Origin of the sequence: Saccharomonospora sp. NPDC046836 (assembly GCF_040645195.1) — a bacterium.
Lineage (GTDB): Bacteria > Actinomycetota > Actinomycetes > Mycobacteriales > Pseudonocardiaceae > Prauserella_A.
On the sequence record NZ_JBEYXW010000018.1, the window covers coordinates 24790 to 46520 of the forward strand.

The window sequence follows — 21731 nt, forward strand, 5'->3', positions numbered from 1 at the left end:
CAGCTTGTGTTCCCCGCTTTTCCGCCCGCGTGGCACGCATCTCGCCTGCCCGCCTTCCGTCGGTCACTCCCCTCGCGCCACGACGGAGCGCATCAAGCCCCCGCAAGGGAACCAAGGAAAAGGAGAACACCTCACTATGCAGACCTGGGCGAAGCGCGGAATCCAGACCGCGCTGGTCACCGGTGGTTTGCTGATGCTGGGCACCGGCATCGCTTCTGCCAACGAGAAGGTCGACCCGGACACCCCCGCCGGGCCGCTCGACCTCACCGTGAGCGTCCCCGTCGACATCGCGGACAACGCCGTCGGCACCCCGGTCGGGCAGGTCAACCTGCCGGGCTACCAGGGTGAGATCAGCACCAAGCCCGTCACCGACCTGGCGAACAAGGTGCTCGCGCCCGCGAGCAACGCCGCGGCTCCCGCCGCGAAGGTGACCGCACCGGCCACGATGCGCGTGAACCAGGCCGCGAGCAAGGTCAGCGAGGCCACCTCGATGATCGGCCGCGCCACGGCGCAGGCACCGGCGCAGCAGCGCGCCACCCAGGCGACCGCGCCCACCCTGGAGCCGACCGACGACCCGCTGATGGGTAACAAGGTCGTCGGCAACCTGGCGGTGCCCATCCAGATCACGGGCAACGCGGTGGGTGTCCTCGGGGACGCCGAGGTCGAATCCGACAGCGAGCAGAGCTACGCCCACAACAGCGACGTCAGCACGAGCGGCGCCGGTGGCGGCCTCGCCGGCAACGTCGTCGCCCTCAACTGGGCCCTGCCCGTGCAGATCTCCGGCAACGCCGGTGGGCTCGGCGGTAGCGGCAAGACCTCGGGCAGCGCCTCGCAGAGCGCGTCCACCACGGGCGACATCGAGACCGACGGCACCGGTGGCGGGCTCGCAGGCAACGTCGTGGCACCGCAGTTCGCCACGCCGATCCAGGCTTCGGGCAACGCCCTCGGCTGGTTCCTCGGCAACGCCGAGACCGACTTCGACGCTCAGAGCGAAGCGGAGTCCGGTGGCTACATCGTCACCGGCGGTGACAAGGGCGCCGGCGCGGGCAACGTGGCGGGCGCGCCCATCGCCCTGCCGGTCCGTGTGGCCAACGACGCGGTGTCGTGGGGCGGCAACGCCAACGCGAACGGCGCCTCGGAGGTCGCGGCCACCGCGGGTGACACCACCCCGGGCATCAACAACATCCCGAGCTACATCCAGACCGACGGCGACGCCTCGTTCCTCTCGGGCAACGTCGCGCAGCCGCAGGGCGCGCTGCTCGCGTCGGTGACCGGCACCGCGGCCGCGTGGGTCGGCAACTCGGTGACCGGCGACACCGACGAGCGCGCGTCGGCCGGCACCAGCTCGGCCGCCGAGATGAAGGCCGGTGGGTTCTCCAGCACGAGCGGCGAGGACGCTGCGGCCTCCGGCAACATCGCCGACCTGCCCGTCGCGCTGCCGGTCGAGGTGTTCGGCGTCGGTGGCACCTGGATCGGCAACGCGCACGCCAAGGGCCACGAGAACACCACGAGCGCCTTCGCGGGCGACGGCACCTTCTCCAACGGTGACGGCTCTGTGGTCTCCGGCAACACGGTGACCGGCCAGGTCGCCTCCACCGTCGAGGCCTTCGGCATCGGCGGCACCTGGATCGGCAACGCCTCGGGCAACGCGACCGAGGACAAGACCGTCGACGCCGGTGGCTACAACGGCACCCGCGGCAACGACTCGGCCGGTTCGGGCAACCTCGTGCAGGTCCCGCTGGCTGTGCCGGCCGAGGTGTTCGGCATCGGCGGCAGCTGGATCGGCCAGGGCCGCGGCTCCGCTCAGGAGACCAAGGTCGTCAAGGCCGGTGGCGGCGGCAACACCGAGGACGACAACGGTTTCGTTGCCGCGAACCTCGTGTCCGTCCCGGTCTCGCTTCCGGCTCAGGTGTTCGGCATCGGCGGCACGTGGATCGGCAACGGCTTCGGTGAGGCCACGGCCGACACGATCTCCGAGGCTGGCGACAACGTCCACGCCAACGGCAAGAAGGGCACCGGCGCAGGCAACATCGGCTTCGTTCCGGTGTCGCTGCCCCTCCAGGTCCACGGCATCGGTGGCAGCTGGATCGGCAATGCGGGTGGCACGAGCGAGAACCTCACCGACTCGGTGGCAGGCGGCGACGCCAGCACCACGGGTGAGGGCGGCTCGGTGGCCGGCAACATCATCCAGGCTCCGGTCGGCGCGGCCGGCGGTGTGTTCGGCCTCGGCGCGAGCTGGGTCGGTGTCGTGTCGGGCGAGTCGACCAACGACGTCGTGTCGGAGGCCGGTGGCGACGCCAGCTCCAACGGTGACGGTGGCTCCATCGCAGGCAACGTGATCAGCGCCGAGGCGCTGCCCATCGCGCAGGTGTTCGGCTCCGCCGCCACCCTGACCGCGGTGGCGACCGGCGAGGGCCTCAACACCACCGAGGTCACCTCGGGCGGCGACATCGAGACCTCGGGTGTCGGTGGCGCGCTGTCCGGCGACATCGTGGATGTCCCGGTTGCCGCGGTTCCGCAGGTGTTCGGCCTCGCTGCTTCGGTCGGCGGTGTCGCGCACGCGGTGGCTGACAACAACCTGACCGGCGAGACCGGTGGCGAGACCACCACGGCCGGGCCGACGAACGCACTGTCGGGTGTGGACGGACAGCTGCCGCTGGGCGCGCTCGTCCAGGTCTACGACATCCCGCTGGGCCTGCTGGCGGTCGTGTCCTCCACGACCAGCAACGTCACCGACGTCTCGGTGGCCGACCAGGAGCCGCAGATCAACCTGCCGATCTCGGGTGCCGAGCTGCCCGCGACCGAGCTGCCGGCACTTCCGAGGACGCTGCCCGCGGTCTCGGCCCTGCCGACCGGTGCGAGCCGCGCCGACCTGCCGACCGTCCCGGGTACGCCGGAGCTGCCGGCACTGCCGGAGCTGGCCGGTCTGCCGACCGTCCCGGGTGCGCCCGCGCTGCCCGCGCTGCCGGAGCTGGGTGCCCCCGAGCTGCCGAACGCCGCACTGCCGACGCTCGACGCAGGCTCGCTGGCCCCGCAGGCGGACCTGCCCACGCTGGACTCCGCGTCGGGTGTGTTCCAGGGTGTGCTCGACGGTGTCGACATCAAGCCGGTCGGTGTCTGAACCGCTGACGTCGTACTGAGGTAATAGCCGGGCCGGGCCCGGGAGACAGCGTGGTCTCCCGGGCCCGGCCTTTTTCGTCCGCGGGTCAGCCCAGCTGAATGGACCGCTTGGCGAGCCCGTACCAGTAGCCGTCGATCACCGTGCGCGGTGTGGCCACACCGTCGGCCGCGCCGAGCGAGACGAACAGCGGCGCGAAGTGCTCGGTGCGCGGGTGGGCGAGCTGCGCGGCCGGTGCCTTGTGCTGGAAGTCGAGCACGGCGTCGATGTCACCTGTACTGAGCACCTGCTCGCCCCAGTGGTCGAACTCCGCGGACCAGGCAGGCGGTGCGCCGTCCGGCCCGTCGACCGCACGCATTTCGTGCAGGTTATGGGTGAAAAAGCCGCTACCGATGATCAGCACGCCTTCGTCGCGCAGCGGCGCGAGCCTGCGCCCGAGCCCGAACAACTCCTGTGGATCGAGCGACGGCATGGAGATCTGCAGTACCGGCACGTCGGCGTTCGGGAACATCTCGACGAGTGGCACGTAGGCGCCGTGGTCGAGGCCACGCTCGGGTGCGTCGTGCACCGGCGTCCGGCTGCTGTGCAGGAGCTTGCGCACCTTCGCCGCCAGCTCAGGGGCACCGGGCGCGCCGTAGCGCACCTGGTAGTAGTGCTCGGGAAAACCCCAGAAGTCGTACACGAGCGGCACTGTCGTGGTGGCGCCGATGGTGAGCGGGGCCTCCTCCCAGTGCGCGGAGATCACCAGGATCGCGGCCGGCTTCGCCAGGTCGGCGGACCAGCCGGCGAGCTGGCGCGTCCAGAGCGCGTCGTCGGCGAGCGGGGGTGCACCGTGGCTGAGGTAGAGCACAGGCATCCGGTCGGCGGGAGCGGTCATCGCGACTCCAATGTTGAATCTTCAACCAGTAACCTATATGACGTCCCGCCGATGTGCCGTATTCCCGGCGGGGGGCTACTCGTGCGCGAGGTCGGTGAAACGGCTGTAGTGCAGCTGGTGGGCCACGCTGATCGTGCTGGTGGGGCCGGCGCGGTGCTTGGCGAGGATCAGGTCGGCCTCGCCCGCCCGCGGGTCGTCCCGCTCCCACGCATCCGGTCGGTGGATGAGCAGCACCATGTCGGCGTCCTGCTCCAGCGAACCGGACTCACGCAGGTCGGCCAGCATGGGCCGCTTGTCGGTGCGCTGTTCGGGGCCACGGTTCAGCTGGCTGATCGCGATCACCGGGACTTCGAGCTCCTTGGCCAGCAGCTTCAGGTGCCGGGAGAACTCCGACACTTCCTGCTGCCGCGACTCCACTCGCTTCCCCGAGGTCATCAGCTGCAGGTAGTCGAGCACGACCAGCTTGAGGTCGTTGCGCTGCTTGAGCCGCCGCGCTTTCGCGCGGATCTCCATCATGGTCAGGTTCGGCGAGTCGTCCACGAACAGCGGTGCCTCGCTGATCTCGCTCATCCGCCTCGCGAGCCGGGTCCAGTCGTCATCGGACATCCGCCCACCTCGCATGTCGGCCAGCCGGATTCGCGCCTCGGCCGACAGCATGCGCATGACGATCTCGGTCCGGCTCATTTCGAGCGAGAAGATGACGCTGGTCATGCCGTGCCGGACCGAGCACGACCGTGCGAAGTCCAGCCCCAGGGTCGAGTTGTGCGTTGGGATCATCGACCGGCCCGCGAGGTAGAGATGGTCTGCGGCGGCCACTTCGACGCATCGGACCGGCACGCTGGCCACCGCTCGCACATCAACTATGTAGCGCACGGGCGGGCTGCAGAGGCGGCCGGCGAGCCGCTCCTTGTGGGTCAGATGTTTCCGCTGCAGTCGGAACACCCGGTCCTCGGTGGTGAAATTCAGGGTGTACGCGGTGGAGGTGTGTTCGCTGCGTCCCCTGACCCGGTTCGTGGTCATCGAGCAGCGGTAACCGAGGCTCACGACGAGCTCGTGGGTGTCCTCGGCCAGTCGGCGGTTGGTCACCGTGAACTGCACTGAACCGGAGCTGGAGACAGCGCCGTCCATGTCGAGTAGCCCGGCAAGCAGCGCACGCCGTTGCGCGATCGAACCGCGTAGGTAGTCGAGCGGAATGTGCTTGTCACCCAGGACACCGAGCGAACGGAGAATGGCCTGCACCGATCCCTGTCCATCGCGGCAGGACTGGCACAGCTGGAACCCGGTCGAAGGTTGGCCGCAATCCGGGCAGGTGGGTGCAGGTTCGGGCGCGGGAAGCCACAGCTCGTACAGGCTGTTGCCGTACGACCGCACCGCCAGTCCGGCGTCCCCTTCGAGGTAGCAGATGATCTCGGGATCGGTCGTGGTGAAGCGGGCACCGCTGGAATGGTCATCGCCCAACCAGGCCCCCAGCGCGTAAGGGTGCAACGGCAGAACCTGTTCCGGCAGGTCGATCGCACTAGCGGCCCGCACGGAATGATTGATCCGCTGGTCGGCGGTGTCGCACCGCAGCGTGGCCGCGATCTCTTCGGTGGTCCGCACTTCGGCGCGGCCATTCCGGGCACGGCGGGAGGCGCGGGTTTCGGTCAGCCATTGGTGCTCCGCGTCCGCGATGAGCACGGAACCGTCGGAGAACTCAACCTCGTAGCAGGGGCGATCGTGCATCACTTCGGTCGCTGCTACCACCGTCGTCGGCTTGCCGTCGGCGCCGATCAGCTGGTCGCCGGGAGCAACCTCAGCCATGGTGATCCAGCCCGTCGGCGTAGGCAGCGGCGTGTCCAGTGCCAGTGCCTTCCCGACACCAGGCCGAGCGGCGACGATGATCATCTGGCCGGGGTGCAGCCCATTGGTGACCTCGTCGAGGTCGGTGAAACCGGTCGGGATGCCCTGCGAGGTACCGCCGCGGGACGCGATCGCGTCGATCTCGTCCATGGTGGGCTGGAGCAGCTCCTCCAGCGCGACGTAGTCCTCGCTGGTGCGCCGCTCGGTGACCTCGTAGATCGCGGCCTGCGCACGGTCGACGACCTCGTTGACGTCACCGCCGTCGGTGCCGTCCGCGCCATAGCCGTACTGCACGATCCGCGTGCCGGCTTCGACCAGCCTGCGCAGGATGGCCTTCTCGGCGACGATCTGTGCGTAGTAGCCCGCGTTCGCGGCTGTCGGCACCGTGGCGATCAGGGTGTGCAGGTACGGGGCGCCGCCCACCCGGTTCAGCTCGCCGCGCCGCTCCAGCTCGGCCGACACGGTGATCGGGTCCGCGGGCTCCCCGCGACCGTAGAGGTCCAGGACGCAGTCGTAGACGGCCTGGTGCGCGGGGCGGTAGAAGTCCCCGGGGCGCAGCACCTCGACGACATCGGCGATCGCGTCCTTCGACAGCAGCATGCCGCCCAGCACGGACTGTTCCGCCGCGATGTCCTGTGGCGGCTGACGATCGAACCCGCCGTGCTCGGGCGTGGCCAAAGCGGGACTGCGGTCGTCGGTGATCGCCACCGGTGCTGGCACCTCCTGAGGTCAGACGTCGAACATGTGTTCGACTATATCGGATCCGGCGACACTGCCGCCGGAGCACGCTAGATCGCTCGGACGGAGCAGCGCAATTCGGGTTGGGGACCGGCCTGTGCACTACCTGTGGATGAATTGGCGCAATCAATCACAGGTGGGCCGAGCCCTGTGGAAAACCTGGGGATGGTTGTGGTCGACTTCATGAAAGTCCCTGGTCAGGCCCTGTGCTTCCGGTGTGGAGTACTTTGTTTTAGCCGCTGCGGCGTGTCGCGTCGATCTTCGGTTTCGGCGTGTCGCCAATGGTGCTTGTCACCAGGCGACGTGGCACCTGTGGATGAGAGCTACTGAGCGTGGAGTGCCCACCCGTTGGGCTGAACGGTGGGCCGGGATCACGCGACTGGAAGCCTGTTCTGGGCAGTTCGTAACCGGTCGGCGATGAGCTGCGGGGTCGCCGGTGTGCAGGCGATCATGGATTCGCCCGCGCCCGGTACCTCCTCGGTCAGCCAGCGGCCCTCGCTCGTGTCGATGTAGTTCAGCGGCCGCTGGACGCGCTCCCGCCTGCCGCTGCGGCTGCGCGCCGCCACGTACAGGCTGCCGCCGCCGAGCCGGCGCAGGCCGAGGACCCGGCGCAGCTCGTCGGCCTCCGCCGCGGCCGCGCTCGGGGACCCTCCGCGCAGCACGCCGCCGCCCTCGTCGTAGGCATCCGAGCGGCGACGGTCGCCGACCACCTGGGTCTTGGGCACACGCAGCGGCTGGCCACGGCCCGGCCCGAGCACCGGAAGCTGCGCGACGAAGTTCTCCAGCAGCTCCTGCGGGCGCAACGAGGCCAGTACGACCCCTTCGTGGTCGGTGTTGCGGGCGAGCACGAAGGCCTCGTTGCCCGCGACACCGGCGAGCACGGTGTAGTTCAGGGCCTGGCCGTCGTAGCCGCCGTTGATCCAGGCGAAGTACTCCAGCGCAGGCCGCGCGACCGCCTCGACGGTCGCCTGCAGCCCGGGGTGAACCCCGCCGCGCGCGTACAGCCCGTAGCCCTGCAGCTCCTGGTTGGCCCGCTCCGCCGCAGCACGCTGTGCGCGATCGTCCTCCCAGATCGGCGCGCTCGCGAGCACGGTGTGCGGCTCGGCGCCGCGACGGCGGATCAGGTTGAGCAGCGTGCCCGTCGTCAAGGTCACCTGCTGGTCCAGCACCGTGGTCCCTCTTCTCTTGTGCAGCGGGAGTGCCTACTCGCCGATCACCGGCGGGGCGGTCAGCTCGTCGGAACCGAACAGCGAGTCGCCATCCTCCTGGATGAGGTACTTGGACTGGTGCTCCTCGTCGTCGGAGCCCTTACCGCGACCGCCACCCGCACCCATGCCGCCCATCGGCATGCCCGCCGCGCCGCGCGCCCCAGCCGCGCCGGCCGCCGCGGCACCACCCATGGCTGCGCCGCCCATGGCGCGGCCCGCACCGGAGGTGGCGCCGGGCGCGGGGTTGGACCCGGAACCCGCGCCGGACGCGCCCGCACCGCCTACACCGCTGCCGCTGTAGGACCCACCGCCACCGCCACCGGGACCGAAGCCGCCGATACCGCCGACGCCACCGAAACCGCCGGAGCCCGAGTTCGAACCGCCGCCCGATCCGATGCCGTTCAGACCACCGGGGCCGTACCTGCCGGTCGAGTAGTCGCCCGTCGAAACCTTCCCCGGGTCGTAGCCGGAGGTCCCGGTGCGGTCGTCCCAGGTGGGCCGGGTGTAGTCCGGAGGGTCGTAGCCCGTTCGCCGTTGGTTGTCGCCCTGTTCGGGGAGCCGGATCGAGTCATCGGGGGTGCCGCCGGGGGGACGGTCGAGGCCACCGATGTCAGGCCGGACGCCAGGCCGGACGCCAGGCCGGACGCTTCCGCCGGGGTCGTCCCCGCCGGTCCGGTCGCCGCCCGTTCGGTCGCCACCACCGGTCTCATCCCCATCGCCGGGCTTCTTGCCCGGCGGACGCACGCCGCCCCCGTCGTCGTCGATGTCGACCTCGCCGATCTGACCGTCGAGTGCGTTGTAGACGGGCAGGTTGCTGGCGTTGTCGGAGCTCGCCAGGTAGTACTCGTTGAACGCGTCGACGTTGGCCTGTGCCTTGGTGTTGTAGTCCCTGATGGCGCGGTCTGTGTCGGTCTCCCACGGCGTGATGTCGTTGAGGAAGCCGCTTTCCGGTGGTTGCCGCGGAATGGGCTGGACCTTCGAGTGCACGGTCTGGAATGCCGAACCCTGCTCGCCGAGGTAGCGGTCGCTCTCCCGCAGCTTGGTACCGGAATCCTCCATCCACTGCCGGAGTGGATGCGCGCCTGCGCTGGCCGCATCGGCGGCGTCGCCCTGCCAGGCCTCGTCCATGAGCCTGCTCAGCTCTTCGATCTGCTGGACCCGGCCCGCGTAGACCCGCTGCAGCCGTCCCGCAGAGTCCTGCCCGTCGATGATCGAACCGGCGCCGGGGCCGGTCGTGATCTGCTCCCAGATCTGGTAGGCGTCAACGCTGCGGCTGCCGTCACCGGAGGAGTAGCTTCCCGCTTCCTCCTGCGTCGCCGCACTGTAGGCCGCGGCACCAGCGACGATCGGAACAAGGAAGAGCACCATGGCGCATCAACCCCCCAGTGTGGCGATGGTGGCTTGGGCCACCTGGTCGGCGACCGGGCACGGATCACTGACCTCCGGCCCGTAGTTCAGGTTGGTCAGAACGAGGAGCGTCACCTCGTCGTTCAACCCGACCCACAGCCCACAGCCGCCATCGCTGCGGTTGTCGAGGGTCGAGGTGTAGACCGCCGGGTAGCCGCCGATCTCGGTCTCTTCGAAGTAGTCGTTGGTCTCCCGCTGCTCGTAGATCGCGGAAAGCCCGTTGGCGTTCTCGGTCACCACGGACAGGTCGATGCGGTTCCCGCTCTCCGTGGCGTACTGCCAGCTGCAGGCGGTCGCGTCGACACCACCGGAGGTCGAACGTTCGCGTCCCTCGCCCAATCCGAGCCGGTCCAGGTCGGTGGCCGAGAGGGCGTCGCACGGCGCGGTGACGAGCGCGGTCGCGTCGAGTGGGTTGGTGACGGACGGACCGGCTTGCTCGGCCGAGCTGGACGGTGCGCCGGTGCTGGCCGACGAGGCACTGCTGGCCGGTGCCGCCTGGCCTGCCTCGGTGTCGGTACCGCAGGCGGTCAGCGTGGCAGCGGACAGTGCGGCGAGGGCGAGGACTGCTCGGGGGCGCAGGCTCATGTCGGCTGTTCACCTGCCTGTGCGATGTCGCTCTGCGACTGCTCCTCACGGGTGCTGATGCGTTGCTTGGCTGTGCGCAGCGCGTCGATGTAGGCCGTGACGTACTCCTGCATACGCCGGTTGGCGACCAGGAAGGCCTTGCCGGACGGGTTGGCCTGGTCCGCGAAGTCGCTGCTGGCGAATTCCCGACCGGGTGCCCGCAAGTGAGCCATCCGCACCGCGTCCGCCTCATCGGTCATGAGTGCGTCGCGCAGGTCTTCCCACTGCTGGATGACCCGTTCCAGCTCCTCAGCCTTGAACTTGAAGCCGCCGCCCTGGGGCGGTGGCGGAGCACCCATCACCGACGGGGCGGCCATCATCACGACGCTGCCGACGGCGCCGCCCACTGCCCCAACGCCACCACCTGGATCGAGCATCGCCTGCTCATCCCCCTTCGCCCGCAAAGCGAGATCAAGTTTCCTCAGCGCGCCGAGTGCTCGTCAAGCGGTCGTTTGCCGGCGACGCCCGTTCACTCGGACGTGTGCGGCCTGGTGCGAGTTCCCACGAGAAGACGCCAGTGGCGGGACCCCTTCCGGGATCCCGCCACTGATGCGGCCTTGACTACTTGGCCGTGACCTCGAGGCGCACGTCCGCGATCACCTGCGGGTGCAGGCGGGCGTTCACGGTGTGCTTGCCGACGGTCTTGATGTGCTCGCCGAGCTCGATGATGCGCTTGTCGAGCAGCGGCCCGCCTGCCGCCTTGATCGCACCGACGATGTCGGCCGTGGTGATCGAGCCGAAGAGCCGCTTCGAGCCCTCGGCGGCCTTCCCGGCGAGCTCGATCGTGCCGAGCCCCTCGATGGTGGCCTTGATCTCCTTGGCGTGGTCGAGGTCGCGGATGCGACGGCTCTCCTGCGCCCGGCGGATGGTCTGGACGTTCTTCTCCGCACCCTTGGTCGCCGTGATGGCGTAACCGCGAGGCAGCAGGTAGTTGCGCGCGTAGCCGTCCTTGACCTCGACGATGTCGCCGGGGCCACCGAGGTTCGCCACGTCGGTCGTCAGGATGATCTTCGCCATGTCTGACTCCCTTCTCAGCGAGCGGTCGAGGTGTAGGGCAGCAGCGCCATCTCGCGGGAGTTCTTGACCGCGATGGCGATGTCGCGCTGGTGCTGGCTGCAGTTGCCGGTCACCCGGCGGGCACGGATCTTGCCGCGGTCGGAGATGTACTTCCGCAGCAGGTTGGTGTCCTTGTAGTCGATGTACTCGGGGTGGCCCTTCTTCTCGGCCTTGCAGAACACGCAGACCTTCTTCTTGGGCTTACGAATGGGTGGCTTCGCCACTGTGTACTCCTGAGGAACTGTGTCGTGGTTGGTTTAGAAGGGCGGCTCGTCGGAGAAGCCGCCGCCACTCGCCGGTGGCGCGGAACCCCACGGGTCGTCGGCGGGGGCACCCGAGCCACCACCGAATCCGCCTCCGCCGCTGCCGCGGCTCACCTTGTTGATCTTGGCGGTGGCGTAGCGAAGCGACGGGCCGATCTCCTCGACCTCGAGCTCGACGACGGTCCGCTTCTCGCCCTCTTTGGTCTCGAACGAACGCTGCTTGAGCCTGCCCTGCACGATCACCCGCGCGCCCCTGGTCAGCGTCTCGGCGACGTTCTCCGCCGCCTGCCGCCAGATGTTGCAGCGCAGGAACAGGGCCTCGCCGTCCTTCCACTCACCGGACTGGCGGTCGAAGGTGCGCGGCGTGGACGCGACCGTGAAGTTCGCAACTGCCGCACCCGACGGCGTGAAGCGGAGCTCCGGGTCGGCGGTCAGATTGCCGACCACTGTGATGACGGTGTCTCCGGCCATGGCTACCTGCCTCAGGCCTTCGCGGCGATCTTCGCCGCGGCCTTGGCGCCGCGCGGGGGCTGCTGCCGGATGACCTTGGTGCGCAGCACGGTCTCCTGCAGCGACAGCTGACGGTCGAGCTCCTTGACGGCGTCCGGCTCGGAGTGCAGGTCGAGCAGGGCGTAGATGCCCTCGGCGTTCTTGTTGATCTCGTAGGCGAGCCGGCGACGGCCCCAGACGTCGACCTTCTCCACGCTGCCGCCCGAGGTGCGGATCACGTTGAGGAAGTTGTCCAGCGTGGGGGCGACCGTGCGCTCGTCGAGCGAGGGATCGAGGATGACCATTACCTCGTAATGGCGTGACACAACCACTCACCTCCTATGGGCTTGGCGGTCACGGACGTTCCGTGACAGGAGGGTTGTCGACGCAGTCTAACGGCGCCTGGTGAACGCCCCTCAGGCGACCCGGCGCAGGACCCAGGTGCGCACGAGCGCGGCCGTAACGGCCGCGAGCACGACCACGGCCAGCAGCATCGGCAGCTGTACCTGGCTCGTCGAGGCAGGCGTGGCCAGCGCGTCGGCGTTGCCCGCGGTGCGCACGTCAGTGGCCTTCTCGCGGGAGTCCTGGCCACCGTCGGCGCCGAGAACGCCGAGCTCGGGTGAACCGGGCACCCCGTTCGACGGCGGGTAGCGCAGGCTGGGCGGGACGCCGAGGCCCGCGCTGGGCGCGCTGGCGGTCGGGATGCCGCTGTAGTCGCGCGGTGGCACGGTGGTCAGGCCGGTGCCCTCGAGTGAGCCGCTGCCCAGTCCGGTGGCGGGGCCGGGCTGGGTGGTCGGGGCGGCCGGAGTGCCTTGGGGCGTGCTGGGGTCGGCCGGGGGCTGTTCGCTCTTCGGCGTCGTGGGGGCTACGTAGTTCGAGGCGAACAGCGACAGCCCGCAGTTGCCGGCCACCGTGTTCGCGATGCTGGTGAGAGTGCTCTCCTGGGTGGCGGGTAGCGCGCCGAGCCCGGCGCTGCCGCGCAGGGCGTCGCGGACGGCGGCGCCGATCACCTCACCGTTGACGGTGCCGCTCTGCGCATCGGGCACGCTGCCCACGATGAGCTGCTTCTTGGCGATCTCGTTCGCTACGTGGTCGGGCCAGATCGTCAGGTCGTGGAGCAGGAAGACCGTCTTGGCCTCCCGCGCTCCAGTGCGGACCAGTTCCTTGACCGCTGTGCCGTCGAGGGTGACCTGCTCGCCGATCTGACCGGTGACGGCGGCGTTGCACGATTGCGGTTCCGCGACACTCGCGGCCGCGGTGCCCTGCGCCAGCACGCCGAGGCCGGCCACAGCCGCGACCACCGCCGTCGTGGTGAGCACCTTCCGGGTCATCCTCGCCAGAGCAGTCGGCGTGGTCCGCACAGCAGCTGTCCCTCCGCGTTGGCCAAGTGTCAGGAAACAACGATCCGTCAACGCACAAGATACGCGCGTGCGCTGTGCGTGGTCGTCCGCTTCCCACCTACCTAACGAAGCAGCGGAGCCCGCGTGACGCGGGTGCTCCTATTCCGCGCGGCCGCGGATCCAGGTACGGACGAGCGCGGCGGCCACGAGCACGAGCGCCGCCACGGCCAGCAGCATCGGGAGCCGATCGGGTGTGCCTGCGGTGGGCAGCGCCTGCGCGGTGCCGGACTCGCGGGCGGTTACCTCCGGTGCGCGGGCCGCATCGGGCTGGCTGAGGTCAGGGGCCACCCTCGGCGCGACCGGTTGGATGGCGGCCACTGCCGCGGCGGCGTCGTCCTCGCCTGTCGTGGCCGACTGGATCGGGACGTCGCCGTTGGTGCCGGCCGGTGGCACCGGCAGCGCAGTGCTGCCGACACCGGTGCCGCCTGCGCCGGGCGTCACGGGCGCGGGGTCCTCCGGTGCCGGCGCAACAGGTGCAGGTTGGCCAGGGCTCTCCGGCTCCTCAGAGGGCGGTGCGGGGTCGGCCGGGCTCGGCGGCTCGGGAAGCACGCCCTGCACAGGGGCGGTGAGCGCGTTGACCGCGTTCTGACCGGTCGCGCAGACCTCGCCGAGCGTGGCCGCCACGGGCTCGGCCCGGCTCACACCGAGGCCGTCGAGAAGATCCTTCACCGGCAGGGACAGTGCCGCGTCGGAGCCTGACCCGAGCCCGACGCCGAGCACTCCCGGCGCGTTCAGCGCGGCACCGAGGTCGAGGGTGAGTGGCGCGCCGTCGGCGCCTTCCAGTGTGGCGTCGCAGCTGCCGGCGACCACGGGAGCGGCGGTAGCGGTGCCGGGCAGCGCCAGCAGCGCGGTCGCGGTGAGGGCGATTCCGGCCACGCCGAGCCGGGCGATGTACCGCTGGGCCCCAGTCCCCATGATCTCCTCGCCTTCACGCTGTGTGTATGGCCACGGTGAAATTCGTAGGACTGGCGTCACGGTACTCGATTGGGCCCGGTGTGCATCGTTACCCTCGTCCAATGCTGATCGGCGCTCATGTCCGCGACGACGACCCATTGGCCGCCGCCCGCGAGGTCGGTGCAGGTGTGGTGCAGTTCTTTCTTTCCGACCCGCAGGACTGGAAGAAACCGCAACGGCATCCGCAGGCCGACGAGTTCGGCCCCGCGGGCGTCGCGGTGTACATCCACTCGCCGTATGTGCTGAACGTGGCTTCGCTGAACAACCGCATCCGGATCCCGTCCCGTAAGACCGTCGCACAGCATGCGGCCGGTGCTGCCGAGGTCGGTGCCAGGGGGCTGGTCGTGCACGGCGGTCACGTGCGCAAGGGCGAGGATCCCGCCGAGGGCATCGCCAACTGGCGCAAGCTCTTCGAGCGGCAGGCCGAGCAGGGCGGCTTCGGTGTCCCGCTGCTCATCGAGAACACCGCGGGCGGCGAGAACGCGATGGCCCGCGATCTCGACATGCTCGCCAGGCTGTGGGATGCGGTCGCCGAGTTCGGCCCCGGGTTCTGTCTGGACACCTGTCACGCCTACGCGGCGGGGTGGGAGCTCGACGGCGTGGTGGACCGCGTGCTGGCCGTCACCGGGCGAATCGACCTGGTGCATCTGAACAACTCGCGGGACGAGTTCGGTTCGCAGCGCGACCGGCACGCCAATGTCGTTGGTGGCGACGGCACCATCGACCCTGCCCAGCTGGCCGAGATCGCCAAAGCCGCGGGCGCTCCCGTCATCGTGGAGACTCCCGCTGAGGGACAGGTCGCGGACATCGAGTTCCTGCAGGGACTTGGGTAGCTTGCCGCGCCCGCGCTCCGCGCAGCTGGCCCTGGTGGTCCTGCTGTGCGGGGTCACGCTCGCGTTCGGGCTGGCCAACAAGTTCCGCTGCGCGGGGCCGGAGTTCGACGACGCGGGCCGCAGCACCCCGGATTACGCCGAACGGAACTTCACCGACGTCTGCTACTCCGACATCCAGTTCCTCTGGCTCGGTCGCGACATCGATCAGCACACGTTCCCCTACGTGCACGGCGGCCTCGACGGCGACCAGCTCGTGGGAGGAACGCTGGAATATCCGGTGGTCACCGGGCTGATCGTGTGGGCGGGTGGGCTGTTCGCGAACAACGACGCCGAGTTCCTGCTCTATTCGGCGCTGCTGCTCGCACCGTTCGGGGTGCTCACCGCCTGGCTTTTGGGCAGGCTCGCCGGGTGGCGGGCGCTGCTGTGGGCGGTCGGCCCACCGCTGGTGCTGTACGCCTTCCACAACTGGGACCTGCCAGCTGTGCTGTTCTCGGTGGCGGCGTTCTTCGTCGTCTACCAGGGCAGAGGCTCGCTGCACAGACGTGCGGGCTGGGCGGCGGTGCTGCTGGGCATCGGTGCCGCCGCGAAGCTGTACCCGGGCCTTTTCGTGGTGCCGCTGGCGCTGTACGTGCTCACCGCGGGCGGCCGCGACGTCCGCGGTGCGCTGCGGGTGGTGGGAATCGCAGGCGGGACGGCCATCGCCGTGAACCTGCCGTTCGCGCTGCTGGGGTTCGACGGCTGGTGGGCATCGTTCGAGTTCCAGGGACGGCGTGCGGTCGATGCGACGACGAACTCCGTCTGGTACTGGGGCGTGCGGCCCTTCTTCGACGACGACGTGGCGTTCCAGTCGTTCGCCGATGTGGCCTCACCTCTGCTGGTACTGGCTGCGGTGGCACTGGCCTACTGGCTCGGCTGGCGGCGCTACCGGATCGAAGGCAGCTACCCCCTGCTGCCGGTGTGCGCGGCCGCACTGTGTGCGTTCCTGCTGCTGCACAAGGTGCATTCGCCGCAGTACACGCTCTGGCTGCTGCCGATGTTCGTCCTGGTGCGGATCCCCTGGGGCTGGGTGGTGGCCTACCTGCTGGCCGATCTCGCGATGGGGATCGGAATCTTCCGCTGGTACGGCGCGCTCGCCGAGGGCGGCGGGATGATCCACGACGGGTTCGCCGCGCAGGCCGTGGTGGTCGGGGTGTGGGGACGCGCGGCGCTGCTCGCCTGCCTGTTCGTGGTCTTCCTGTCAGCCCGTCAGGACACCGGGGCAGGGCGCCTGAGCACGACGACATCAGGGGCCTTGTCGAGTACACCGCCGGCGGGATCGTCCACACCGTCGGCACGGACGAGATCCTCCGACGGCCGGTAGATCTCCCGCACCACCAGCACGCACAGAGCGATTACTGCGAGGTCGCGGACTACCACGGTGCCGAGGAACCAGCTCTCCGGCAGGCCCTTGTTGTCGATGCCGAGGTAGTAGAACATCCGCGGCGCCCAGACCAGCGCGTCGATGATCATCCAGCCGAGCAGCAGGCGCCAGCGCGGGAGTGCCAGCACAGCCAGCGGCACCAGCCACAGCGAGTACTGGGGACTCCACACCTTGTTGGTCAGCAGGAACGTGGCCACCACCAGGAAACACAGTTGCGTCAGGCGCGGGCGAGTCGGGGCCGCCAGCGCGAGGTAGGCGACGCCGGCGCAGCAGAGCAGGAACAGTGCACCGCTCACCGAGTTCAGCACGGTCGGTGTCTCGCCGTGCGCCAGCGGCCCGTCGAAGCCGGCCCAGCCGGTGAAGTGCGAGATCACGTTGTAGATCGAGTCGGGATCCATGCCGCGTTCGGTGTTCAGCCGGAAGAACTCGGCCCAGCCCTGACGCAGGAACAGCAGGAATGGCAGGTTCACGGCCAGCCAGGTGCCCGCGGCTGTGCCCGCCGCCGTGGTCCACGCGCGCAACTTGCCGGCCCGGAGGCACAGCACGAGCAGGGGCCCCAGCAACAGCAGCGGGTACATCTTCGCCGCGGCGCCGAGCCCTAGCAGCAGTCCGGCGAGCGCGGGTTGTCGTCTCGACCAGGCGAGCAGGCCGGCGGTGGCGAGCGCGACGGCCAGCGTGTCGAAGTTGGTGAACGCGTGGACGATGACCAGCGGTGAGATCGCGACGAGCACGGCGTCCCATGGCCGTCTTCGGGAGATCCTGGCGACGGCCCAGACGGTGACCAGCCACGCCAGCGCAAGGAACAGCGCGGTGATGTTGAAGTAGACGGCGACGGGTAGCGCACCCGGCAGCCAGCCGGCCGCGGACACGTCCGTCCAGGCGTGCGTGAGCTTGGCGTTGACCCACTGGAACAACCCGGTGAGTACCGGGTACTCCATGAACCGCACCTGCGCCCGGTCGGTGCCTGCGTTGTCGACCCAGCTCGTCGCGTACGGGAAGGTGTCGCCGCGGTCGAGCCGTTCCGCGGTGTAGAGCGGCACCACGTCGGAGTAGCACATCGCGACGTAGGGGCGGCCGGACCGCCAGTCCAGCTCGGTCTGGCCCTGGTCGTTGACGAACTGCTGAATGCACGCGGCCTTGCCGAACCAGCCTGCCGTCAGCGTCAGTACCGCGAGCAGCAGCCCGACCCGCAGGGGTGACCAGAACCAGTGCCTGCCCACGGTCGCGTGTTCGCCGAGCGGGCCGCCGATGGGAGCGCTCGCGGTGGCGGCCAGCGGCTCGGTCCAGGTAGGGATCGCGCGTTGCGTGCCGTCCAGCGACACGGTGTCTGGCGTCCCCGTCGAGGGCGGATCGTGTTTATCGCTGGGCACGCGCCGCATGTTACGTCGTCGCTGTTGCTGTGCGTTCTAACCGCCGCCGTTCTGGCCTCTGCCAAGCGGCCAGGTCGGCCTGCTGTTGGACTCACTCGACTCGGTCGTCGTTGTCTCGTCGTCGGGCGGGGTGATCTCGTCCGTCGGGAGGATCTCCTCGCTTTGGCTGCTCTCCGGCGGCGGGACGTCCGACGTCACCGGCGGCGGAGAGCTGCTGCTGCTACTGCTGCTGGTGCTCGACGGCGGCGTGTACGACGAGTCGTCCTGCGGCGGTGCCTGAGGGACCTGGCCGATCGGGTCCACCTGGTCGAACGTCATCTCGGGCGCGCCCTCGAGGTAGGAGTCCATGAACTCCTTCCAGACCTCGCCGGGCAGCCCGCTGCCGTAGACGCGGCGGTCGCTGGCGTCGCGGATCGGTTGGTTCTTACCGGTTCCGACCCACACCGAGGCGGAGATCTGCGGTGTGTAGCCGACCATCCAGGCTTCGGCGTTCTCGTTGATCGACTTGTCGCCGTTCGGCCCGACGTACTGGTGCGTACCGGTCTTGCCCGCGCATTCCCGGCCGCCCGCGCAGGTGAGCTCCGAGCGGGTCAGCACCGGCTTCAGCGAATCGGTGACGTTGCCCGCGATCTGCTTGCTCTTCTCCGGATCCTCGGAGAATGCGGGCGTGCCCTCGGTCGCGCCTGGTGTGCTCTCGTCGAAGAGCACCTCGCCGTCGGACGTGGTGAGCTTGGTGACGAAATGGGTCTCCCGCTGGATCCCGTCCGCCGCGAACGTCGCGTAGGCGGCTGCCATATCGGTCGGCGTCACCATGGTGTCACCACCACCGATGGAGATGTTGCCGTCGACGCTGCCCATGGTCTTCTTCTCGCCGTGCTGCTCAGGTACACCGGCGGCGAGCGCGGCGTCCACAACGGCCTGCGGTCCGACCTCGTTCAGCACGATGTCGTAGAACACGGTGTTGATCGAGCGTTCCATCGCCTCGGCGACCGTGCATCGCTTGCACTCTTCGTTGTCCGAGTTCCGGACCGTCACGGTGCCGAACGTGCGTGGTGAGCTGCCGTCGTAGGTCTCGCCGAGCCCCTTGCCGCGCTGGAGGAGTGCCACGAGGTCGAACGGCTTGAACGACGAGCCCGGGTTGCGCTGCGTGTTCGCCCAGTCGATCTCGTCGACCCCCGGTTCCCTCGGCCCGCCGTAGTAGGCGAGCACACCGCCGGTCTTCGGGTCGACGGCGACTATTGCCTTGCGAAGGTCCTGCGGTTGGCCGCCCATCACCTTGTCGACAGCCTGCACCGCGAGGTCCTGCGCTCGCTGGTCGATCGTGGTGTAGACCCGGTAGCCGCCTGCCTGGATCTTCTCCTCCGGGTAGCCCTTGGCTTCGAGCTCGGCCTTGACCCGCTGCTCGATGTAGGCGTTGGGGCCGGTGATCGCGTTGGGCTTGGAGTCCTCGACCGGGATGAGCGTTGGCACGGTGGCCTGGTCCCGCTCCGCCGCGGACAGCCAGTTGTTCGCGACCATCTGGTCCATCACGTAGGTCCAGCGCTTGAGCCGGACTTCCTCGTTCTCCGAGCGGCCCGGCTGCTGGATCATGCCGGCGAGCAGGGAGGCTTCGGAAGCGTTGAGGTCCTTGGCGTGCTTGTTGAAGTACGCCTGCGCGGCGGTCTCGATCCCGTACGCGCCGCGTCCGAAGTAGATGGTGTTGGCGTACGCCGTGATGATCTCGTCCTTGGACTGCTCGTTGTTCATCTTGAACGCCTTGACGAGCTCGTTCCACTTACGCAGGTAGCTGTAGTCGTCGTTCTCCGTGGCCACCTTGATGTACTGCTGGCTGATGGTGGAACCACCGCCGACGCCACCGGTGAGCTGGTTGAACACCGCCCGTGCGATACCGGTGATGTCGAAACCGGGGTTGGTCTCGAACGTGGCATCCTCGGCCGAGTAGATGGCGTGCCGCACAACCGGCGTGATGTCGGACGAGTTGAGGATGATCCGGTTGCCGCCGTCGGGCGGGATGTCCCGCCCCATCTCCTGGCCGTTGGCGTAGTAGTAGGTCACGACCTTGGCCTGCTGCTGCGCCACGTCACTCGGTGAGGGCACATCGACCATGAAGTACGTGATGACGAAGGCGAGTGCGGGCAACACGAGGAACAGGCCGACGAGGGCGTAGATCGACCGGCGGATGCGGCGCCACCGGCGTTTCTTACGTTGCGCCGGTGTCAGCGGCGCTTTGCCCTTGCCCTTCCTGCCGGTGCCGTCCTCGTCGTCGGCGAGGCCCGTCTCACGGAAGCGCTGCTCGTCCTCTTCGGACCAGCGCTCGTCGTAGTCGTCGTACGGATCGTCGCGGCCGCCGTCGTCGAATCCGGTGCCGTTGTACGCGCGATGCGTGATCAGCTCGGGCTCGCGTTCGACCCCCGCTGCGCCGGCACCGGCCGGCGGGTGGCCGGGGCGCTGCTGGGACGGTGGCGGCTGCCGGTAGCCACCCTGCTGTGGGCCGCCGGGCGGGCGGGCGCCGGGTGGCGGTGGCCCAGGTTGCCTGCGGCCGGGCGGCGGTGGCTGCTGCCTGCCGCCGCGGGCGTGGCGGGCCGGCTGGCCGGACTCGCCCGGCCAGCGGGGTGCCCCTGGCTGGTCGTCACCCGTTGGCCATTGCGGCTGGCGTGGTGGCTGTGCTGGTTGCTGCGGCCGGACGTGGCGTGGCGGGCGCGCCGGACGTGCCGGTTCGTCGCCTGTCGGCCACTGTGGTCCCGCATCGTCGCCGGTCGGCCGCTGACTGTGTCTACCGCGGCCAGGTTCCTGCTCCGGCCAGCGGTGATTTCCCTGGTCGTTCACTCAAGACCCTCCGAGATCGGCGCGTCGGGGGACGCCGTTCTGCGGACCGAAACTCTGTGTGCGCGGCGGGACCCCGTTCCAGCCGGTATCTGCCGTCACTGACCTGCGGTCCTCCGTGAGTGTGGGCGAGGTGTTCCAGTTCCCAGGACGTACGACTGGACCAGGTGGTTCCATCCGCATGACCGGCACACCTCAACCACATAGACGGTGAACTCACCGAAAAGGTTGGCCATGCGTTCCAGTTCCTCAGGTGCGCGGGCCGAACCCGCGACGTGCTTGAGCTCGTCGCCGTAGACCCAGGAGACCAGTGTCAGTGGTTCTTTGCGGCACACCGGGCACGAGTTCGTGCTGGGCTGGCCGTGGAACTTGGCCGCCCTGAGCAGGTAGGGCGAGGCGTCGCAGACGTCCATCGTGCCCACCCGGCCGGAATAGACCTCGGCCAGCAGCGCACGGCGCTGTAGCGCGTAGTCGACGACCTGCCGCTGGTTTCGCACCTCAACAGAGTACGTGCTTCGCGATCGTTGGTGACGAGACATTCCGCGGAGCGGCGTCAGCGCTCCCTCCGACACGCCGCCCCTTCGATAACGAATTGGTGAACGTTGTCTGGTTGAGGGGTTATCCGGAGGTTAGCTGCGCCACTTCGATGTATCACACCGATATAATCGGGCGGTAGGTTTGCGGACGCGCCCGGCGATCTGGAGCGGAAACGCCGAGCGATGTCGTTTCGTTCCCGGAGGGGGGTGCGTTGTGCTCGAGTTCGCGATCTTGGGGCTGTTGCACGAGGCACCCATGCACGGCTACGTGCTGCGGAAGAGGCTGCACGAGACGCTCGGCATGTTCCGCACGTTCTCGTACGGCTCCCTGTATCCGACCCTGCGGCGGTTGCTGCGCGCCGAGCTGATCGTCGAGGAGGACGCTGAGGCTGGGACGGGCTGGAACCGGCGGGCGAAACGTGTGTACAAGCTCACCGCGGAGGGGAAGGAACGCTTCGCCGCGATGCTCGCCGATGCCGGTCCGCAGACGTGGGACGACGAGGGATTCGGTGTCCACTTCACGTTCTTCTCGCGGACACCGGCCGACGTCAGGATGCGCATCCTGGAAGGTCGGCGGCGCCGCGTCGAGGAGCGCCGTGAAGGTCTTCGGGCAGCGTTGGCCAGGGCCGAGGAGAAGATCGATCGCTACACCCGTGAGCTGCATCAGCTGGGGCTGGAGGCAAGTGAGCGGGAAGTGCGCTGGCTCAACGAGTTGATCGCGCACGAACAGGCCGAGCAGCGAGAGGGGCGGGACTGAGTCGCGGCTCGGCAGACCT

The 21731-nt window shown here is 69.1% G+C and carries 19 protein-coding genes; 4 read left to right on the plus strand and 15 right to left on the minus strand.

Annotated features, from left to right (window positions below; translation table 11 throughout):
* Positions 1-136: 136 nt before the first annotated feature.
* Positions 137-3121, plus strand: coding sequence for a hypothetical protein (locus tag ABZ863_RS20545; RefSeq protein WP_358537931.1), 2985 nt, complete (start codon positions 137-139; stop codon positions 3119-3121).
* A gap of 85 nt (positions 3122-3206) precedes the next feature.
* Here the strand turns inward: ABZ863_RS20545 and ABZ863_RS20550 are convergent, their stop codons facing one another.
* From ABZ863_RS20550 to ABZ863_RS20605, 12 genes are all read right to left on the minus strand, one after another.
* On the minus strand, positions 3207-3995 hold the full coding sequence (locus tag ABZ863_RS20550) for a class III extradiol ring-cleavage dioxygenase (protein ID WP_358537934.1): 789 nt from the start codon (positions 3993-3995) through the stop codon (positions 3207-3209).
* A 75-nt stretch (positions 3996-4070) separates the two neighbouring features.
* Complete coding sequence (gene dnaB, locus ABZ863_RS20555) at positions 4071-6542, minus strand: replicative DNA helicase (protein ID WP_358537937.1); 2472 nt, start codon at positions 6540-6542, stop codon at positions 4071-4073.
* A gap of 401 nt (positions 6543-6943) precedes the next feature.
* Positions 6944-7741 (minus strand): ESX secretion-associated protein EspG, encoded by a 798-nt coding sequence (locus tag ABZ863_RS20560; protein WP_358537939.1) that lies wholly within the window; start codon positions 7739-7741, stop codon positions 6944-6946.
* Between the two features lie 33 nt (positions 7742-7774).
* Positions 7775-9148, minus strand: coding sequence for a PPE domain-containing protein (locus tag ABZ863_RS20565; protein WP_358537941.1), 1374 nt, complete (start codon positions 9146-9148; stop codon positions 7775-7777).
* Positions 9149-9154: 6 nt separating this feature from the next.
* On the minus strand, positions 9155-9772 hold the full coding sequence (locus ABZ863_RS20570) for a DUF3558 domain-containing protein (RefSeq protein WP_358537944.1): 618 nt from the start codon (positions 9770-9772) through the stop codon (positions 9155-9157).
* A complete protein-coding gene (locus tag ABZ863_RS20575) occupies positions 9769-10188 on the minus strand; it encodes a hypothetical protein (RefSeq protein ID WP_358537946.1) in 420 nt (139 codons plus the stop codon). The genes ABZ863_RS20570 and ABZ863_RS20575 overlap by 4 nt, the downstream gene beginning before the upstream one ends.
* 184 nt (positions 10189-10372) lie before the next feature.
* Entirely contained in the window at positions 10373-10828 is a 456-nt protein-coding gene (gene rplI, locus ABZ863_RS20580) for a 50S ribosomal protein L9 (RefSeq protein WP_358537948.1), read from the minus strand.
* Between the two features lie 14 nt (positions 10829-10842).
* Positions 10843-11091, minus strand: a complete 249-nt coding sequence (rpsR, locus tag ABZ863_RS20585; protein WP_358537950.1) for a 30S ribosomal protein S18 — start codon at positions 11089-11091, stop codon at positions 10843-10845.
* 33 nt (positions 11092-11124) lie between these two features.
* Complete coding sequence (locus ABZ863_RS20590; protein ID WP_358537952.1) at positions 11125-11601, minus strand: single-stranded DNA-binding protein; 477 nt, start codon at positions 11599-11601, stop codon at positions 11125-11127.
* Between the two features lie 11 nt (positions 11602-11612).
* A complete protein-coding gene (gene rpsF / locus ABZ863_RS20595) occupies positions 11613-11945 on the minus strand; it encodes a 30S ribosomal protein S6 (RefSeq protein ID WP_358537954.1) in 333 nt (110 codons plus the stop codon).
* A 90-nt stretch (positions 11946-12035) separates the two neighbouring features.
* On the minus strand, positions 12036-12950 hold the full coding sequence (locus tag ABZ863_RS20600; RefSeq protein ID WP_358537956.1) for a hypothetical protein: 915 nt from the start codon (positions 12948-12950) through the stop codon (positions 12036-12038).
* A 168-nt stretch (positions 12951-13118) separates the two neighbouring features.
* Positions 13119-13934 carry a hypothetical protein gene (locus ABZ863_RS20605; protein ID WP_358537958.1) on the minus strand — a complete coding sequence of 272 codons (816 nt, stop codon included), beginning with the start codon at positions 13932-13934 and terminating at the stop codon, positions 13119-13121.
* A gap of 101 nt (positions 13935-14035) precedes the next feature.
* On the opposite strand from ABZ863_RS20605, the gene ABZ863_RS20610 reads away from it, so the two are divergent.
* Both ABZ863_RS20610 and ABZ863_RS20615 read left to right on the plus strand, forming a co-directional pair.
* On the plus strand, positions 14036-14806 hold the full coding sequence (locus ABZ863_RS20610) for a deoxyribonuclease IV (protein ID WP_358537960.1): 771 nt from the start codon (positions 14036-14038) through the stop codon (positions 14804-14806).
* A gap of 1 nt (position 14807) precedes the next feature.
* Positions 14808-16166, plus strand: a complete 1359-nt coding sequence (locus tag ABZ863_RS20615; RefSeq protein WP_358537962.1) for a glycosyltransferase 87 family protein — start codon at positions 14808-14810, stop codon at positions 16164-16166.
* Here ABZ863_RS20615 and ABZ863_RS20620 read toward each other — a convergent pair.
* The 3 genes from ABZ863_RS20620 to ABZ863_RS20630 form a co-directional block, all read right to left on the minus strand.
* The gene (locus tag ABZ863_RS20620; RefSeq protein WP_358537964.1) at positions 16052-17596 is read right to left on the minus strand and encodes a glycosyltransferase 87 family protein; all 1545 of its coding nucleotides are present in this window, start codon (positions 17594-17596) and stop codon (positions 16052-16054) included. The genes ABZ863_RS20615 and ABZ863_RS20620 overlap by 115 nt on opposite strands.
* A 36-nt stretch (positions 17597-17632) precedes the next feature.
* Positions 17633-20422, minus strand: coding sequence for a transglycosylase domain-containing protein (locus tag ABZ863_RS20625; RefSeq protein WP_358537966.1), 2790 nt, complete (start codon positions 20420-20422; stop codon positions 17633-17635).
* Between the two features lie 95 nt (positions 20423-20517).
* Complete coding sequence (locus tag ABZ863_RS20630; protein WP_358537967.1) at positions 20518-20916, minus strand: DUF5318 domain-containing protein; 399 nt, start codon at positions 20914-20916, stop codon at positions 20518-20520.
* 253 nt (positions 20917-21169) lie between these two features.
* Between ABZ863_RS20630 and ABZ863_RS20635 the strand changes: the two genes are divergently transcribed.
* Positions 21170-21712, plus strand: coding sequence for a PadR family transcriptional regulator (locus tag ABZ863_RS20635; RefSeq protein ID WP_358537969.1), 543 nt, complete (start codon positions 21170-21172; stop codon positions 21710-21712).
* Positions 21713-21731: the final 19 nt, after the last annotated feature.